We start from the raw sequence: 16,714 nt of genomic DNA, 5'->3' as shown, positions 1-16,714 counted from the left end.
TTCGTCGGGATGCTTTGATGTCAGTGTTGGCCGCTGCCGTCTTCATGTTGCGTGTTACCTCTTCGCGCGGCGCGCCGTGCAAGACGTGCGTGAATGCCTGCGAAGACGAGCGGCACGAAAAAGAGCGTGGAAACCGTTGCGAACAGCAGGCCACCGATCACCGCGCGGCCGAGCGGCGCGTTTTGCTCGGCGCCTTCGCCGAGGCCGAGCGCCATCGGAATCATGCCGATGATCATCGCGAACGCGGTCATCAACACGGGGCGTATGCGGCTCGCGCCCGCCTCGAGCGCGGCGGTGAGCGGCGGCATGCCCGCGTTCAGACGCTGTCGCGCGAACGAGACCATCAGGATGCTGTTCGCGGTGGCGACGCCCATCGTCATGATCGCGCCGGTCAGCGCGGGCACGCTCAGGTGCGTGCCGGTGAGAAAGAGCATCCAGATGATGCCCGCGAGCGCGGCGGGCAATGCGCTTACGATGACGAGCGGATCGATCCACGACTGGAAGTTCACGACGATCAGCAGATACACGAGCACGATCGCCATCGCGACGCCCAGTCCGAGGCCGACGAACGACGTCCGCATCGTCTCGACCTGACCGCGCACGACGATCTGGCTGCCGCGCGGAAGCGTCTTCTGCGCTTCATCGACGAGTTGATTAACCTGGCGCGCGACGCTGCCGAGATCGCGGCCTTCGACGCTCACGAAGAGATCGATCACGGGCCGGATGTTGTAGTGCGTGACCACCGCGAACTGATTCTTCGGCGAGAGGCGCACGAGATTGCCGAGCAGTTGCGTGGGACCGTTGAGCGATGCGGACACGGGCGTTCGCAGCAGTTCGTCGATCGATGAAATCTGATACTGCGGCGTCTGCACCGCGAGGTTGTATTCGACGCCGTTGCGCGGGTTGAACCAGAATCCCGGCGCGGTTTGCGAGCTTCCCGAAAGCGAAACCAGCACGTTCTGCGCGACGTTGCTTGCGGACAGATTGAGTTGCTGCAGGCGCGTGCGATCCATCTGCAAATCGATGGCCGGTTCGTCTAGCTTCTGCTGGATGTGCGTATCGACATTGCCGGGAATCATGCGGATCTGCTTCATCAGCTTGCTCGCGACTTCGAAATTCGCCTGGCCGTTCTGCCCTTGAATCTGCACGTCGATGGCGGCGGGCAAGCCGAAGTTGAGAATCTGCGTGACGATGTCCGCAGGTTGAAAGAAGAATTCGACGCCGGGAAAGCGGCGCGGCAGGAGCGCACGCAATTCGTCGATGTACTTTTGCGTCGGCGAATGATCCGCGTTGAGCGCGACCTGAATTTCGCCGTCGAGCGTGCCGATCGTTCCGGCATTGCTGTACGACAGGTTGATGCCGCTATAAGGCAGACCGAGGTTATCCAGTATCGTCGCGAGTTCGTCTTGCGGCACGATCTGGCGCACGACCTTTTCGACTTCATCCGCGAGTCGCGCGGTCTCCTCGATGCGCGTGCCGGTCGGCGCGCGCATGTGCAGGCGAATATCGCCCGCATCGACGCTCGGGAAGAAGTCTTCGCCGAGCACGAACACGAGGCCCGCCGACAACAGGCAGAAGCCGAGAAAGAGCGTCGCGAACAGACGCCGCTTCACGAGCAGGCTCGACAGAATCACGATATACGCGCCGCGCATGCGCTCGAAGCCGCGATCGAAGCGCTGATGCAGACGCACGAAGAGATTCGGCTTTGCCTTCGCATCGGGTGCGTGCGCGTGGCCCATCAACAGCATCGCGAGCGTCGGTACGAGCGTGCGCGAAAGGATGTACGACGCGAGCATTGCGAACACGACGGCTTCCGCAAGCGGCACGAACAGGAACTTGGCGACGCCGGTGAGAAAGAACATCGGCACGAACACGATGCAGATGCACAGCGTCGAGACGAGCGCGGGCACCGCGATTTCACCTGCGCCTTCGAGGATCGCGTCGTGCAGATTCGTGCCCATGTGCAGATGACGCTCGATGTTCTCGATCGTGACGGTGGCATCGTCGACGAGAATGCCGACTGCGAGCGCGAGGCCGCCGAGCGTCATGATGTTGATCGTCTGCCCGAGCGCATGCAGCACGATCAGCGACGAGAGAATCGAGAGCGGTATCGAGATCGCGATGATGCAGGTGCTGCGCCAGTTGCCGAGAAAGAGCAGGATCATCGCGGCGGTGAGCGCGGCGGCGATGAGCGCTTCGCGCACGACGCCTTGCACGGCGGCCTTCACGAACACCGACTGATCGAAGAGCGCGCTGATCTTCAGATCGGAAGGCAGCGACGCCCGCGCTTGCGGCAAGAGATCATGCAACGTATTTACGATGGACAGCGTCGACGCGTTGCCGTTCTTCAGCACCGAGATCAGCACGCCGCGATGCCCGTCCTGACGCACGATGTTGGTCTGCGGCGAGAAGCCGTCGCGGACGTGCGCGACTTCGCGCAGATAGGTCGTCGCGCCGTTGATCGTGCGAACCGGAATGTCGTTCAGGCCCGCGACGGTCGCGGGCGAACCGTTCATGTCGACCGTATATTCGCGCGGGCCGATCTTTGCGGTGCCGGTCGGAAGGATCAGGTTTTGCGCGTTGACGGCCTGGACGACATCGGTCGGCGTGAGTCCTTTTGCGAGCAGCGCGCGCGTGTCGAGATCGACGGAGATGAGGCGCGTCTTGCCGCCATACGGATAAGGCACGGCCGCGCCCGGAATCGTCACGAGTTGAGGGCGCAAGAAATTGAGCGCGGTATCGTTCAGGTCCTGCTCGGATTGCTTCGGACTCGAAAGCCCGAGCTGAATCACCGGAATGCTCGACGCCGAATAGCTGATGACGAGGGGCGGCGTCGCGCCCGGCGGCATCTGCTTCACTTGCGCCTGTTCGACGGCCACTGTTTGCGCGATCGCGGTCTGGATGTTCGCGGTGGGCTGCAGAAAGAGCTTGATGATCGCGATGCCTTGCAGCGATTGCGACTCGATGTGCTCGATATTGTTCACCGTGGTCGTGAGGCTGCGCTCGTTGACCGACGTGATGCGATTGGCCATGTCCTGCGCGGAAAGGCCTATGTAATTCCAGATGATGCTGACAACCGGAATGTCGATTTCGGGAAGCACGTCCACAGGCGTCGTCACGAGGACGAACGGCGTCGCCAGCAGGATCATGATGGCCATCACGATGAACGTGTATGGCCGCTTAAGCGCAACGTTGACTATCCACATTGAGTCGTTCGGAAGAAGCTGGGAGAGGGCGCTGCGAATGAGGCGAATGCAACGCGCGGGACGCAATGACGGAGCGGGGCGTGCGGTTCGCCATCAGTGTCGTTATGGTAGTGGCCGGGTGCCAACGACAATATGACGTGAATATGGCGCCGATGTCAGATAAGGCGGTTTGAAAGCAAGCTTGCGAAAGCCCATGGTAGGGCGGAGCATTCGCATCGGACAGCGGGGAATAGCGAAGCGCGAGCGCGGGTTACGCGCTTCGAAGGGACGCGAGCGAGACGGCGCGGAAGGCCGCGCGTGTCTCGTTCGATGAGCGTGCGTTACTGCGGGGTTTGACCGAGCGGCGTCGTCGACATCGTGCGTCCCGAAGACGACGAACCGTCGCTGGACGAGCCATATGCGCTTTGCGCGCTGACCTTGGCTTCGGCTGCCTGGATGTCGTTCGGATAGAACGCATCGCGCTCGGACGGGTTATAGCCGGCTTGTTCGACGCGTTGCAGATCCGCTTTCACCTGCGCGCGCGTGAGACCTTCGGATTGTGCGAGCGCGGCGAGCGGCGCGGCAGCAAGGGCGATTACAGCGATGCGTGTGACTAGTTTCATGGCGCACTCCTCATGCGGGTAAAAATGAACGGGACGTGCGGTTGCGCGATATGCAGCGTCGGCACGCTCGCTACAGCCACCACTGAATTCTATTTGTCGTACCGTGACGAGATGCTGGCGATGAGATGACGCTTTGGTCAGATTGGGGCTGTCTGTGAATGCGCGCAGCCGGTGATAGACTCGCCCGCGAGACGCGCCTTGTAAGCTACCTGAACAACATCGTTCGCGGATGTTGTCCCCGATATCCCATCAGGACTCGATAAATTGCCGTTCAATCTGCCGACCACGGCCACCGCGCCGTTTTGCCCATCGGAAGTCAAAGGCTCCGTCGCCGTTTCGCCGGGCGCGCCGCTATGGAAGAAGCTTCTGCAATTCGCGGGGCCGGGCCTGCTCATTTCCATCGGCTATATGGACCCGGGCAACTGGGCGACGGATATCGAAGCCGGCTCACGCTACGGCTATAGCCTGCTCTTTGTCGTCGTGTTGTCGAGTCTTGCGGCGATGGTGCTGCAATGTCTTTCGATGCGCCTTGGCATCGTCACGGGAAAGGATCTCGCGCAGCTATCGCGTGAGCGTTACGCGAAACCGGTCGCGAACGTGCAATGGATGCTCGCGGAGTTATCGATCATCGCGTGCGATCTCGCGGAAGTGCTCGGCGGCGCACTCGCGTTTCATTTGCTGTTCGGCGTTTCGCTGATGTGGGGCGTGGTGCTCACCGCATTCGATACGCTCATCGTGCTGGGCCTGAAAGGCAAGAACTTTCGCGATCTCGAAGCCATCATGCTCGGGCTCATCGCGACGATCGGCGTCGGTTATATCGTCGAGCTCGTGCTCGTCAAACCGCATTGGCCTTCGGTTGCTGCCGGGCTCGTGCCATCGATTCACGCGTTGAGCGATCGCGAGCCGCTTTATCTCGCGATAGGCATTCTCGGCGCGACCGTGATGCCGCATAACCTGTATCTGCATTCCTCGATCGTGCAGACGCGCGTGGTGAATCGCGATGCGAAGAGCCTTGCATCGGCGATCAATCTTTCGCGGCTCGATACGATCGTGTCGCTCGTTCTCGCGCTGCTGATCAATGCGGCGATCCTGATTCTCGCGGCATCGGCATTTCACGCGACGGGGCACACGCAAGTGACCGAGATCGAAGATGCGTACAAGCTGCTTGCGCCTATCGTGGGAACCGGGCTTGCGGCGATTCTCTTCGCGGTGACGCTCTTTGCATCGGGCCAGAGTTCGACGTTCACCGGGACCATTGCAGGGCAGGTCATCATGGAAGGGTTCCTGCAACTGAAAATCCCGTGCTATCAGCGCCGATTCATCACGCGGGCGCTTGCGCTCGTGCCAGCGTTGATCGGCGTGTACGTGATGGGCAACGGCGCGGTCGGCAAGCTGCTCGTCGCGAGTCAGGTCGTGCTGAGCCTGCAACTGCCGTTCGCGCTTTATCCGCTGATCCGGATGACGAGCGATCGCGGCCTCATGGGAGCGTTCGCGAACAAACCGTCCATGAAGCTCGTCGCGTGGGCGCTGTTCGTGGTCATCAGCGCGGCGAACGTCTGGCTCGTGGTGCAGACGGTCGCGGAGTGGCTCGGCTGAAATGAAAAAGCGCCATGCACGATTCGATGTGCATGGCGCTTCGTCAAGCCGCGAGCGTTGTCTACTTCACCACCGCCGCCGGCGCATCCGACTTGACCGAGACCGGCGCGGGAAGCGCCGCTTCGACAGGCCGCGTTTCATCGACCGTGGTTCTGCCGCCATCGCGGAAGAACGCCTGTTCCGCGGCCTTGTTCAGCACGAGAATACTGATCCGCCGATTCGTCGGCTCGTCGACGACATCCTTGTTGAGCGGCAGCACGTCGGACAGTCCACGCACTTGCAGCACCTTGCTTTCCTTCATGCCGCCCGCGACGAGCGCGCGCCGCGCGGCATTCGCCCGCTCGCTCGAAAGCTCCCAGTTCGAATAGCCCGCCTGACCGCCGGAATAGGGCACTGCATCCGTATGCCCCGCGATCGACACGCGGTTATCGACATCGTTCAGCGATGCGCCGATGTTCGTCAGAATCGTCGTCACATAGCTTTCGAGTCTCGAACTGCCCGATGCGAACATCGGCCGCTTGAGCGAATCGACGATCTCGATACGCAAGCCTTCACTCGTGATCGCGATGCGAATCTGATCCTTGTACGCGCGCAGCGCAGGCGTCTGCTCGATGAGCGCCATCAGCTTCTGCTTGAGTTGCTGCAGCTTGCGCAAGTCGTCCATCGCAACGGCAGCGCGCGCGATCGATTGCGGCACCGGTTGCGTCTGGGTCTTGTTGCCTTCACCCGGACGCGTGCTCGACAGATCCCTGCCGCCGCCCGCGATGACGCTCGTATGCGCCGACGCGCCGCCATCGTTGCCGAACAATGCGGAAAGCGGCGTATTGAAGTATTGCTCGATGCCTTCCTTGTCGTACTTCGATGTCGATCCGAGCAGCCACATCAACAGAAAGAACGCCATCATCGCGGTGACGAAGTCGGCGTAGGCGATCTTCCATGCGCCGCCATGATGGCCGTGTCCGTGCGCCTTCTTCTTGCGCTTGACGACGACAGTCGGCGCAAGCACGGACTGCAGCGGATCGCGTGACGGTTTCTCAGCCATGTGCGTTGGTCCTTTGCGTACCCGATGTCATCACGAAGCCGCCTTCGGCATCTTGGTGGCACGAACCGCGTCGTCGAGTTCCTTGAAGCTCGGACGATCGGCGGTGAAGAGCACCTTGCGGCCGAACTCGACCGCGATCGTCGGCGCATAACCGTTCATCGATGCGAGCAGCACGGACTTCACGCACTGGAACGGCTTCGCTTCGGCCGCGCCCTTCGCGTTGAGCAGGTCCGCGAGCGGGCCGATGAAGCCGTACGCCAGCAGAATGCCGAGGAACGTGCCGACGAGCGCACCCGCGATCATCTCGCCGAGCACGGCGGGCGCGGCGCCGACCGAGCCCATCGTGTGCACGACGCCCATCACCGCGGCGACGATACCGAATGCAGGCAGGCCATCGGCCATTTTCTGAATGGCGTTCGCGGCGATCGAGCTTTCGGTGTGGTGCGTGTCGAGCTCTTCGTCCATCAGATCCTGCATTTCGAGCGCGTTGACATTGCCCGCCGACATCATGCGCAGATAGTCGACGATGAAGTCGAGCAGATGATGATCGGCCATGACGTGCTCGTACTTCTGAAAGACCGGGCTGGACTCGGGCGCATCGACATCGGCTTCGAGCGCCATCATGCCTTCCTTGCGCGCCTTCTGAAGCAGTTCGTAGAGCAATGCGATCAGCGCGAGATATTTCTCTTTCGTGTAGCCGCCGCCCTTGAACGCCTTCGGAATCGATTGCAACGTTTTCTTGAGCGTCGCGGTCGGATTCGACACGACGAACGCGCCGATCGCCGCGCCGAAAATACACAGCAGCTCGAACGGTTGCACGAGGGCCGCGAGGTGGCCCCCGACGCCGACGAAGCTTCCGATCACCGAGCCGATGACCAACAACCATCCGATGATGACAAACATGATTTCTCCGCAAAAGTCCGGGCGCCGCGGGCCGTGCGTGCTCGGGATTGAGACGCGCACGGCTCGCGACGCATTGTTCGCTTGTTGTTGGACTTATCGGCGCGAAAGTGCCGGAGATTTAGGGTGTCGCGCGCAAGTTTTTCTTCGCATATGTTTGCGGCGTAAATGTTACGTTCGTGGCGCCGCTTACTTCGCAGGTAATGGATCGCGTGATCATGTTTCGTCTAACATCGGTTGCATGAACTCGACCCTCGTACATCCGGCCGTTCGATCGGACGTCGGCGCGCTATTGCGCGAATGGCGTCAGCGCAGGCGCATGAGCCAGCTCGATCTCGCAGGCGTTGCGGACGTGTCCACGCGTCACCTGAGCTTCGTCGAATCGGGCCGCTCGCTGCCGAGCCGGGACATGCTGATGCGCCTCGCCGAGCAACTGGACGTGCCGCTGCGCGAGCGCAACACGCTGCTCGTCGCGGCCGGTTATGCGCCGCTTTATCGCGAGCGCGCGCTGGCCGATCCGCAACTTTCCGCTGCCAGGCGTGCTGTCGATCTCGTGCTCAAAGGGCATGAGCCGTATCCCGCGCTCGCGGTCGATCGTCATTGGACGATGATCGCGGCCAACGCGGCTTTCGCGCCGCTCGTCGCATCGGCGGATGCGCAATTGCTCGTGCCGCCGGTCAACGTGCTGCGGCTGTCGATGCATCCGCAAGGTCTCGCCGATGCCATCGACAACTGGCACGAGTGGCGCGCGCATCTGCTCGCGCGCCTGCGCCGGCAAATCGACGTGTCCGGCGATGCGACGCTCGTCTCGCTCTTGGCCGAACTGGAGGCGTATCCCGCGCCGCGTCACGCGACCCACGAGCCGCGCGGCGAGACCGATCCCGTCGTCGTGCCCTTGCGTTTGCGCACGCAGCACGGCGTGCTGTCGTTCTTGAGCACGACGACGGTTTTCGGCACGCCCGTCGACATCACGTTGTCGGAGCTTGCGATCGAAGCCTTCTTTCCCGCCGACGATTCGACCGCCGCCATCCTTCGCGAACTCGCCGACGCAAGACGTTGAGCTTGCGTCGCGCCGCGCATGCTTACAGAATTGAACCTAGTCGACATGCGCGGATCAATGAGAAAGCAGGCTGCGCGCCGCTTGGCGCGCAGCCTGTGTCAGCTTTTGTCCAACCAACGCGGAAGGCAGCGATGATTCAAACATTCGAACAAGTGATCGGCGGGCAAACGATGCAGTTTTGCGCCAGCATCGCGGAGGGCGGCGGGCCGCTGCGCGTCATCATCAGCCGTGCGGATTCGGCGGAATCGCTCGTGATCGTCGAAGCGGACGGCATCATCGGCGCGATCAAGGCCGAAGTGGAAGCGCCCGATACGCTCGTCGCCGATGCCGTTCGCAAGGCGCAGCAGGAAGCGCTCATCGAGCGTGCGCTGGAAACCGGCGCGGTGCAGACCACTAGCCTGTAACGCTCTTCGTCCACGAGCATCAGTAAGAATGCCCGCGCCGCTTTCAAGGCCGCGCGGGCATTGCTTTATGCGCGCGATGGCCGCCCGGCGTTCTACATGCGCGGTTCGCCGTTTTTCGGATCGGCGGGCACCATCGGCGTCGCGGAATCCGGGCCGTCAGGCATGTCCGGATCTTCGGGGTTCGGCGCGGCGTCGGGATCGAGCAGCTTGTCCGGGTCCGGTTCGAGCGGCTCCTCGGGGGAGCGGGGCATTGTCGACATGGTGTTGTCCTCAAAAGATTCGCGGCTTTACCTGGGCGTTGCAACGGCCGTTCCCGACGTCCGTCTCTAGGTAACACGTTCTTCGGCGTTCGCGCTCGCCGGATTGTTCACATGACGCGCGATCAACGCGGCGCACAACAGAAGCGCGACGGAGATCGCCGCCGACCAGCGCACCGCATCGACGATCTGGTGCGCGCTCGCCGCGCCGTCGCCATGAGCCGCGAGCGCGCCGAACGCCGCGACGCCGATCGCGCCCGCCGCCTGCCGCGCCGTGTTGAGCACCGCCGACGCCGTGCCCGCACGCGGCTGGCCGACGGTGCCGAGCAGCGCGGTCGTCATCGCCGGGACCGCGAGTCCCATCCCCGATGGAATCAGCAGGAACGGCACGAGCAGCGCGGCCGTGGGCGTCGTCGCATCGACGAAGGCGAGCGCGGCGAAACCGGCGGCGTCGAGCAGCGCGCCGAAGATCATCGGGCCGCGCGAGCCGAAGCGCGCGACGACAGGACCGCTCGCCAGGTTCGAGATCAGGAATCCGCCCGTCAGCGGCAGGAACGCGAGGCCGGTCTGCAAGGGCGTGTGACCGAGCACGCGCTGCAAATACAGGCTCAGCACGAAGACCATTCCATAGTAGGTGAGATTCACGCCGATACCGAAGGCCACGGCCGCGCTGAACGTGCGCTCGGCGAAGAGCGACAGCGGCAGCATCGGCGTGCGGCTTTCGCGCTCGATCGCGATGAACGCGCCGCCCGCCGCCAGCGCGAGCAGCAAAGCGCCGATGACGAGCGGATGCATCGGTCCGAGCGGGCGCAGTTCGATCACCGCGCCGACGAACGAGGCGAGCGCGACGATCGCCAGCGCCTGGCCGGGCAGGTCGATGCCGCGCGCACGACCGGCATCTTTGGGTCGCGCGTTTTCTATCCACGCGAGCGTCGGGACGATGCCCGCCGCGCAGATCGGCAGATTGACCCAGAAAATGCTGCGCCAGCCGAACGCCGCGATCAGCACGCCGCCGACGATCGGTCCCGCCGCGATCGACACCGCGCCCGCCGCCGTCCACAAGCCGACGGCTCGCGCGCGCAGACGCCGGTCGTGGCCGCACGCCGCGTTCAGCAGCGCGAGCGAGTTCGGCAGCATCGCCGCCGCGCCGACGCCCTGCAAGGCCCGCCCGGCGATGAGTTGCGTCGCGTCGCCGGAAAAGGCGCACGCGAGCGACGCCAGCGCGAACAGCGCGAGTCCGCCGACGAACATGCGCCGCGCGCCGAAGCGGTCGCCGAGCGAACCGGCCGAGAGCATGAGCGCGGCGAAGGCGAGCGCGTAGCTGTCGATGGTCCATTGCAGGCTCGCGACGCTCGCACCCAGATCGTGGCCGATGCGCGCGAGCGCGACATTCACGATCGAGACATCGAGTTGCGAGACGACGAAGCCGACGCTGGTCGCCGTCACGGTGAGCGTCTGCCGTGCGGACAGACGCGTTTCGGATGAAGAAAGATTCGAGTTCATGCCGGCCATCGTAGGCGCGCGGCGCGGCCGATGTTTCGGCGTGGGCCGAAACGTGAAAGCGCAATGAAAAATGGCGCACCGCGTGAACGGTGCGCCACTTCGCGTGTGGAACGCTAACGCCGGATCAGCGCGCCTGCTTGATGAACAACGTCGTCAGCGCGCCGACCGCGCACAGCGCGCCGACGTAGATCGCGGGCGCCATCGGGCTCGATTTCATCATCAGCGAGACGACGATCGGCGTGAGTCCGCCGAACACCGCATACGCGACGTTGTACGAAAACGAGATGCCGGAGAAACGCACGGCCGCGGGGAACGACTTGACCATCACGAACGGAATCGCGCCGATCACGCCGACGAAAAAGCCCGCGAGCGCGTACCACGGCAAAAGCGCGGAGGCATCGGCCGCGACCTGCTGGAACATCATCCAGTACGTGACGGCGAGCGCCACGCCGCCGACGAAGATCGTCTTGCCCGCGCCGATGCGGCCCGCGATCGCGCCCGCCAGCACGCAGCCGATCGTGAGACACAGCGTCGCCGCGCAGTTCGCGACGAGCACCGTCGCCGGCGCGATGTGGAACTGCTTCTGCAGCAGCGTCGGCGTCATCAGGATCACGACGACGATCGCGGCGGAAAGCATCCACGTCAGCAGCATCGACACGATGACGGCGCGGCCGTGATCGCGCAGCACGGCCTTGAGCGGAAGTTCCGCGGCGAGCGACTTGCGCTTCTGCAACTCGGCGAACACCGGCGTTTCATGCAGCCAGCGACGCAGATACACCGAGCACAGACCGAAGATGCCGCCGAGCAGGAACGGCAGGCGCCACGCGAAATCGGCGACTTCGGCCGGCGCGAACGCCTTGTTGATGCCCGTGGCGATCAGCGAGCCGAGCAGAATGCCCGCCGTCAGGCCGGCCGTGAGCGTGCCGCACGCATAGCCGATATGACGCCCCGGCACATGCTCCGACACGAACACCCACGCGCCCGGCACTTCGCCGCCGACCGCCGCGCCCTGCATCACGCGGAACACGAGCAGCAGGACGGGCGCCATCAGGCCGATCGACGCGTACGTGGGCAGGAGGCCCATCAGGAGCGTCGGCACGGACATCAGCAGCACGGAAAGCGTGAACATGCGCTTGCGTCCGAGCAGATCGCCGAAGTGCGCCATGATGATCCCGCCGAGCGGGCGCGCGAGATAACCCGCCGCGAAGATGCCGAAAGTCTGCAATTGACGCAGCCAGTCAGGAATCGACGGCGGAAAGAACAATTGGCCGATGACCGGCGCGAAGAACACGAAGATGATGAAGTCGTAGAACTCGAGCGCGCCGCCGAGCGCGGCGAGCGTGAGCGTCTTGTAATCGCCGCGCGTGAGCGCACGGCCGGCCGCGCGCGGGGCGTCGGACAGAGGTGTTGCCTGCATCGGAAAAGAACCCGTAAGTGGAAAAGCCACGCATGACGCGCGGTAGAACGAGGCTTTGCCCTGCGGGAGTGACTAAACGCGCCGGGTGGACGCGAAGCGAAGGCCCGGGCGCGGAACGCGAACGATCCGGGCCGGAAGCCAGCGGGCGCGGATTCGAAAGCCGCTGCCCGTCATCCGCGCTGCGCGATGCGACGGACAGTCGCGGCGCAGCTTGCTACGCGACGTCTCGGTAAAACGGCGGAAGCGGGAACTTTTGAGCCAAACACGGCATGTTACAGGATGAAAACGCGCGCAAAAGCGAAAAGCCGTTCTAATTTCGAGATGGTTGCGCGCATCAGACGCCGCCCGTTCCGGGCGCTACGCAGTCACATGCGTTGACAATTCGGATGAGTCCGATGGGAAAGGGTCGCATCGCTGCCCAGAATTCGCAGCTTGTAATTCCCCGTCTCATCCCGCGACGAGACGCCCGGCGGGCGCCGCAAAACGGCCTCCGCTTCATGTCCCTTGGACTCATCAGGTAAGACACTATGCGCGTCGCCGTTTTGCAAACCGACCCCAGTTATCGAAATCTCATCAGCGATGTCGTCAAACGACTCGGCCACACTTGCGTGACTTTCGGCGATGGCCTCGTGCTGTCGAAGGCGCTGTCCCGCTCCACGGTCGATCTGCTGATTCTCGACTGGAATTCCACGGGCCTCTGCGGCCTCGATCTGCTGAAATCCGTGCGCTCGAGCTTCGGCGAACGCGTGCCGGTCATGTTCGCGACGCCGGACGGCGCCGAACACAACGTCGTCTGCGCGCTCACCGCCGGCGCGGACGATTTCGTCGTGTATCCGATCCGCCCGGGCGAGTTCGGCGCGCGCGTCGAAGCGCTCTTGCGCCGCGCGTATCCCGCGACGTCGAGCGCATGCCTCGAAGTCGGGCCGTATCGTTTCGACGCACGCCAGCAAACCGTCACCGTGCGCGGCAAGCCGGTGCAGTTGAGCGGCACGCAATTCCGTCTCGCGCAGCTTTTCTTCTCGAACATCGGCCGCGTGCTATCGCGCGATCATATTTTCGCGATGGTCTGGGGACGCGAGTTCCGCGAAACGACCCGCACGATCGACAGCCACGTTTCGCGCCTGCGTCTCGCGCTGGAAATCGAGCCGGTCAACAACTTCCGCCTGCAGCCGGTGTACAAGAGCGGTTACCGTCTGCTGCATCTCTACGATGAAGGCGCGGATTCGGATGGCGGTCTCACCGATCCCGCGCCTGCGCAGATCGCGGCCTGAAGCCGATCAAAAAGCAAATGCCGCCGGTTGACAAACCGGCGGCATTTTTCATTTCGCGCGCGTCTTAAAGCGCCGGCAATGCGGGGCGCGTCTCGATGCTCCGGCGAATCAGCGTTTCGACTTCCTTGCGCTCATCGCCGGCGAGCGGCAGGCGCGGCGGACGCACCGGCTCCGTGCCCAGACCGACGATCGCCTCGGCGAGCTTGATGTTCTGCACGAGCTTGTGCGACACGTCGAGCGCGAGCAGCGGCGCGAACCAGCGATAGATCGCGCGCGCTTCCTCGACACGCCCCGCGCGAATCAGCTTGCTGATCGCGACCGTTTCGCGCGGGAACGCGCACACGAGACCCGCGACCCAGCCGTGCGCGCCCATCAGCATCGCTTCCATCGCGAGATTGTCGACGCCGCAAAAAATCGCATAGCGGTCGCCCGTTTCGTTGATGAGATCGGTGATGCGGCGCACGTCGCCGCTCGATTCCTTGATCGCCGCGAACTTCTTGTCTTCGGCAAGTTCGGCGAACATCTTCGGCGTGACATCGACGCCATAAGCGAGCGGATTGTTGTAGACCATCAGCGGCAGCGGACTGGCATCGGCGACCATGCGGAAATGATTGAGCGTCTCGCGCCGGTCCGACAGATAACGCAAACCCGGCAGCACCATATAGCCCGCCGCACCGTGGCGCGCGGCGCGCTCGGCCTGGCGGCAGCCGTCGAGCGTGCTGTTCTCGGCGATCGTCAGGAGCACCGGCACGCGGCCGCGTGCGGCGTCCACGGCGATGTCGAGCACGTCGAGCTTTTCGTCCAGCGATAACGTCGATGCTTCGCCGAGCGAGCCGCACACGATGATGCCGTCCACGCCCGCTTCGATCTGCGCGTCGATGTTCTTCGCGGTCCACGCACGGTCTATGCTGAAATCGGCGTTGAACTTGGTGGTCACGGCGGGCATCACGCCTTCCCAGATATGCGTCACGGCGGCTCTCCGAAATTGATTGGACGGTACGCAGTGTAAGCACCGAAAAATCAGGCGTCTTGCGTGATTCGCGCGCGCCGCGTGCCGATTTCGGCATAGCCGTTTCGCACCGCGAAAAGCCCCACCGGACGATCTTCGATTATGCCGATTTCGTCATCCAAACCGTCCAGCCGCGTCAAGACGCCCGGCGTAAGCGTTTCTACGATAGCGGCATGAAAACCATCGACATCATCGACTCGCATACGGGCGGCGAACCGACGCGCCTCGTGATCGCGGGCGGCCCCGATCTGGGCAACGGCACACTCGTGCAACGGCTCGACGCGTTTCGCACGCGCTTCGATGACTGGCGCCGCGCCATCGTCACGGAGCCACGCGGCTCGGACGTGATGGTCGGCGCGTTGCTCTGCGAACCGGACGATCCCGCAGCCGCGGCGGGCGTCATCTTCTTCAACAACGTCGGCTATCTCGGCATGTGCGGGCACGGCACGATCGGGCTCGTCGCGTCGCTCGCCCATGCGGGCAGGATCGCGCCGGGGCGGCATCGGATCGATACGCCCGTCGGGCCCGTCGATGCGACGCTGCACGAAAACGGCAGTGTCAGCGTGCGCAACGTGCCGGCGTATCGGCATCGGCGGGCGGTATCGGTCGATGTGCCCGGCCACGGCACGCTCACCGGCGACGTCGCGTGGGGCGGCAACTGGTTCTTTCTCGTCGCGGATCACGGTCGCGAACTGGTGCCCGCGCGCATCGCCGAGCTGACCGCGTTCACCGAGGCGATCCGCGATGCCTTGCATGCGCAGGGCATCACCGGCGCGGACGGCGCGTTCATCGACCATATCGAACTGTTCGCGAATTCGCCCGTCGCCGGCGTCGACAGCCGCAATTTCGTGCTGTGTCCGGGCAGCGCCTACGACCGTTCGCCGTGCGGAACCGGAACGAGCGCCAAGCTCGCGTGCCTCGCGGCGGACGACGCGCTCGCGCCGGGCGACATCTGGCGCCAGGAGAGCATCATCGGCAGCGTGTTCGAGGGCAGTTACGCGCTCGACGGCGACGCGCTGATCCCGACGATCACCGGTTACGCGCACGTCATGTGCGAAGGACGGCTCGTGTTCGACGCGCGCGATCCGTTCATCAAAGGCATATGACGGCGGACGTGATCGTCGTCGGCGGCGGGATTGTCGGGGCGGCGTGCGCAGCCGAGCTTGCCGCGCGCGGCATGACGGTCGATGTGCTCGACGCGGGCGGCATCGGCGGCGGCGCGACGGCGGCGGGCATGGGCCATATCGTCGTGATGAACGATTCGCCCGCCGAATTCGCGCTGGCGCGGGCTTCGCGCGAACTGTGGCTCGCGCTCGGCCCGCAACTGCGCGAGCGCGATGCGTTCTCGCGCTGCGGCACGCTCTGGATCGCGGAAGACGACGAGGAACTCGACGCCGCGCGCGCGATGCGCGACGCATTCGCCGCGGCGGGCGTGCGCGCGCATATGGTCGACCGCGCCGCGCTGCGCGAATCCGAGCCGTCGGTGAGCCACGCGATGCAAGGCGGCCTGCTCATCGACGACGACGCGATCGTCTACGCGCCCGCCGCCGCGCAATGGCTGCTGGCGAGTTCGACGCGCATTCGCGTATCGACCGGCTGCGCGGTGCATTCCGTCGATGCCGCCGGCGCGCACGCGCGCGTCACGCTCGCGAATGGTGAACGACGAACGGCTGCGCACGTGGTCATCGCCAACGGGCTCGCCGCGCCGGATCTGATCGCGGGCCTGCCGCTCGAAGCGAAGAAGGGGCATCTGCTCATCACCGATCGTTATCCGGGCACGGTTCGTCATCAGGTGCTGGAGCTCGGCTATATCAAGAGCGCGCATCACGCGCGCGGCACGTCGGTCGCGTTCAATGCGCAGCCGCGTCCGACCGGGCAAGTGCTGATCGGGTCGTCGCGTCAATTCGGCACGCTCGATCCCGCCGTCGAAATGAACGTGCTCGCGATGATGCTCGCGCGCGCGACGCGCTATCTGCCGGGAATCGGCGGGCTCAATGCGATTCGGGCGTGGACCGGTTTTCGCGCCGCCACGCCCGACGGCTTGCCGCTGATCGGACCGGCGCGTTTCCCCGGCGACCGGCTGTGGCTCGCGGCGGGTCACGAAGGGCTCGGCGTGACGACGTCGCTCGGCACCGCGAAACTCCTCGTCGCGCAGATGCTCGGCGAGCCGCTTGCATTCGATATGCCCGACATGAACGCTTTCTGCCCGCAACGATTCGCGCCGGAGCACGCCGATGGCTGAGCGCGTGCGCGTCATCATCGACGGCGAATCGCTCGACGTGCCCGCGTTCGCGACCGTCGCGGCCGCGATCGCGATGCGGGGCATTCGTGGCACGCGGCGCTCTGTCACCGGCGAGCCGCGCGCCGCGCTGTGCGGCATGGGCGTGTGTCACGAATGCCGCGTGACGGTCGATGGCCGCGCGCATGTGCTCGGCTGTCAGACGCTT

Annotated in this window: 15 protein-coding genes; 7 read left to right on the top strand and 8 right to left on the bottom strand. The window is 64.3% G+C overall.

All coding sequences use genetic code 11. The annotated features are described in order from the left end of the window. Positions 1 to 20: 20 nt before the first annotated feature. Entirely contained in the window at positions 21 to 3,206 is a 3,186-nt protein-coding gene (locus BG60_RS13190) for an efflux RND transporter permease subunit (RefSeq protein ID WP_034471832.1), read from the bottom strand. 320 nt (positions 3,207 to 3,526) lie between these two features. Then, on the bottom strand, positions 3,527 to 3,808 hold the full coding sequence (locus BG60_RS13185; RefSeq protein WP_008353580.1) for a DUF4148 domain-containing protein: 282 nt from the start codon (positions 3,806 to 3,808) through the stop codon (positions 3,527 to 3,529). Between the two features lie 264 nt (positions 3,809 to 4,072). Between BG60_RS13185 and BG60_RS13180 the strand changes: the two genes are divergently transcribed. Further along, on the top strand, positions 4,073 to 5,404 hold the full coding sequence (locus BG60_RS13180; RefSeq protein ID WP_008353579.1) for an Nramp family divalent metal transporter: 1,332 nt from the start codon (positions 4,073 to 4,075) through the stop codon (positions 5,402 to 5,404). Between the two features lie 61 nt (positions 5,405 to 5,465). On the opposite strand, the gene motB is transcribed toward BG60_RS13180, so the two are convergent. Together motB and motA are read right to left on the bottom strand one after the other, a co-directional pair. Beyond that, on the bottom strand, positions 5,466 to 6,446 hold the full coding sequence (motB, locus tag BG60_RS13175) for a flagellar motor protein MotB (protein WP_008353578.1): 981 nt from the start codon (positions 6,444 to 6,446) through the stop codon (positions 5,466 to 5,468). A 30-nt stretch (positions 6,447 to 6,476) separates the two neighbouring features. Continuing rightward, positions 6,477 to 7,349 (bottom strand): flagellar motor stator protein MotA, encoded by an 873-nt coding sequence (motA, locus tag BG60_RS13170; RefSeq protein WP_008353577.1) that lies wholly within the window; start codon positions 7,347 to 7,349, stop codon positions 6,477 to 6,479. Between the two features lie 238 nt (positions 7,350 to 7,587). On the opposite strand from motA, the gene BG60_RS13165 reads away from it, so the two are divergent. Together BG60_RS13165 and BG60_RS13160 are read left to right on the top strand one after the other, a co-directional pair. Beyond that, entirely contained in the window at positions 7,588 to 8,406 is an 819-nt protein-coding gene (locus BG60_RS13165) for a helix-turn-helix domain-containing protein (RefSeq protein ID WP_008353576.1), read from the top strand. Positions 8,407 to 8,537: 131 nt separating this feature from the next. Then, positions 8,538 to 8,810 carry a hypothetical protein gene (locus BG60_RS13160; protein WP_008353575.1) on the top strand — a complete coding sequence of 91 codons (273 nt, stop codon included), beginning with the start codon at positions 8,538 to 8,540 and terminating at the stop codon, positions 8,808 to 8,810. A 92-nt stretch (positions 8,811 to 8,902) separates the two neighbouring features. Here BG60_RS13160 and BG60_RS38715 read toward each other — a convergent pair whose 3' ends face one another. The 3 genes from BG60_RS38715 to BG60_RS13150 all read right to left on the bottom strand — a co-directional run bounded on the left by BG60_RS38715 (position 8,903) and on the right by BG60_RS13150 (position 11,987). Next, the gene (locus BG60_RS38715; protein WP_008353574.1) at positions 8,903 to 9,070 is read right to left on the bottom strand and encodes a hypothetical protein; all 168 of its coding nucleotides are present in this window, start codon (positions 9,068 to 9,070) and stop codon (positions 8,903 to 8,905) included. A gap of 66 nt (positions 9,071 to 9,136) precedes the next feature. Further along, positions 9,137 to 10,579: an MFS transporter gene (locus BG60_RS13155; RefSeq protein ID WP_034471829.1), complete on the bottom strand. Its 1,443-nt coding sequence runs from the start codon at positions 10,577 to 10,579 to the stop codon at positions 9,137 to 9,139. A 115-nt stretch (positions 10,580 to 10,694) separates the two neighbouring features. Further along, positions 10,695 to 11,987, bottom strand: a complete 1,293-nt coding sequence (locus BG60_RS13150) for an MFS transporter (RefSeq protein ID WP_033536124.1) — start codon at positions 11,985 to 11,987, stop codon at positions 10,695 to 10,697. A 527-nt stretch (positions 11,988 to 12,514) separates the two neighbouring features. Here BG60_RS13150 and BG60_RS13145 point away from each other — a divergent pair. Beyond that, positions 12,515 to 13,258: a response regulator transcription factor gene (locus BG60_RS13145; protein WP_008353569.1), complete on the top strand. Its 744-nt coding sequence runs from the start codon at positions 12,515 to 12,517 to the stop codon at positions 13,256 to 13,258. A gap of 64 nt (positions 13,259 to 13,322) precedes the next feature. Here the strand turns inward: BG60_RS13145 and BG60_RS13140 are convergent, their stop codons facing one another. After that, positions 13,323 to 14,228 (bottom strand): dihydrodipicolinate synthase family protein, encoded by a 906-nt coding sequence (locus BG60_RS13140; RefSeq protein WP_008353567.1) that lies wholly within the window; start codon positions 14,226 to 14,228, stop codon positions 13,323 to 13,325. 212 nt (positions 14,229 to 14,440) lie between these two features. On the opposite strand from BG60_RS13140, the gene BG60_RS13135 reads away from it, so the two are divergent. The 3 genes from BG60_RS13135 to BG60_RS13125 form a co-directional block, all read left to right on the top strand. Then, the gene (locus BG60_RS13135) at positions 14,441 to 15,373 is read left to right on the top strand and encodes a 4-hydroxyproline epimerase (RefSeq protein ID WP_034471826.1); all 933 of its coding nucleotides are present in this window, start codon (positions 14,441 to 14,443) and stop codon (positions 15,371 to 15,373) included. Beyond that, positions 15,370 to 16,509, top strand: a complete 1,140-nt coding sequence (locus BG60_RS13130; protein WP_008353564.1) for an NAD(P)/FAD-dependent oxidoreductase — start codon at positions 15,370 to 15,372, stop codon at positions 16,507 to 16,509. Before BG60_RS13135 ends, BG60_RS13130 begins: the two co-directional genes overlap by 4 nt. Then, the coding region (locus BG60_RS13125; RefSeq protein WP_034471824.1) for a 2Fe-2S iron-sulfur cluster-binding protein at positions 16,502 to 16,714 on the top strand (213 nt) is incomplete at its 3' end. The genes BG60_RS13130 and BG60_RS13125, both read left to right, overlap by 8 nt.

Origin of the sequence: Caballeronia zhejiangensis (genome assembly GCF_000698575.1) — a bacterium.
Taxonomy (GTDB): domain Bacteria; phylum Pseudomonadota; class Gammaproteobacteria; order Burkholderiales; family Burkholderiaceae; genus Caballeronia; species Caballeronia zhejiangensis.
Note: the sequence above shows the minus strand (reverse complement) of the source record. Positions and strands in the feature narration are given on the sequence as shown.

What these genes read in the sequence shown, in the direction of transcription:
- BG60_RS13190 (WP_034471832.1), bottom strand. Translation starts at nt 3,206, where the DNA reads ATGTGGATAGTCAACGTTGCGCTTAAGCGGCCATACACGTTCATCGTG.
- BG60_RS13185 (WP_008353580.1), bottom strand. Translation starts at nt 3,808, where the DNA reads ATGAAACTAGTCACACGCATCGCTGTAATCGCCCTTGCTGCCGCGCCG.
- motB (WP_008353578.1), bottom strand. Translation starts at nt 6,446, where the DNA reads ATGGCTGAGAAACCGTCACGCGATCCGCTGCAGTCCGTGCTTGCGCCG.
- motA (WP_008353577.1), bottom strand. Translation starts at nt 7,349, where the DNA reads ATGTTTGTCATCATCGGATGGTTGTTGGTCATCGGCTCGGTGATCGGA.
- BG60_RS13165 (WP_008353576.1), top strand. Translation starts at nt 7,588, where the DNA reads ATGAACTCGACCCTCGTACATCCGGCCGTTCGATCGGACGTCGGCGCG.
- BG60_RS13160 (WP_008353575.1), top strand. Translation starts at nt 8,538, where the DNA reads ATGATTCAAACATTCGAACAAGTGATCGGCGGGCAAACGATGCAGTTT.
- BG60_RS38715 (WP_008353574.1), bottom strand. Translation starts at nt 9,070, where the DNA reads ATGTCGACAATGCCCCGCTCCCCCGAGGAGCCGCTCGAACCGGACCCG.
- BG60_RS13155 (WP_034471829.1), bottom strand. Translation starts at nt 10,579, where the DNA reads ATGGCCGGCATGAACTCGAATCTTTCTTCATCCGAAACGCGTCTGTCC.
- BG60_RS13150 (WP_033536124.1), bottom strand. Translation starts at nt 11,987, where the DNA reads ATGCAGGCAACACCTCTGTCCGACGCCCCGCGCGCGGCCGGCCGTGCG.
- BG60_RS13145 (WP_008353569.1), top strand. Translation starts at nt 12,515, where the DNA reads ATGCGCGTCGCCGTTTTGCAAACCGACCCCAGTTATCGAAATCTCATC.
- BG60_RS13135 (WP_034471826.1), top strand. Translation starts at nt 14,441, where the DNA reads ATGAAAACCATCGACATCATCGACTCGCATACGGGCGGCGAACCGACG.
- BG60_RS13130 (WP_008353564.1), top strand. Translation starts at nt 15,370, where the DNA reads ATGACGGCGGACGTGATCGTCGTCGGCGGCGGGATTGTCGGGGCGGCG.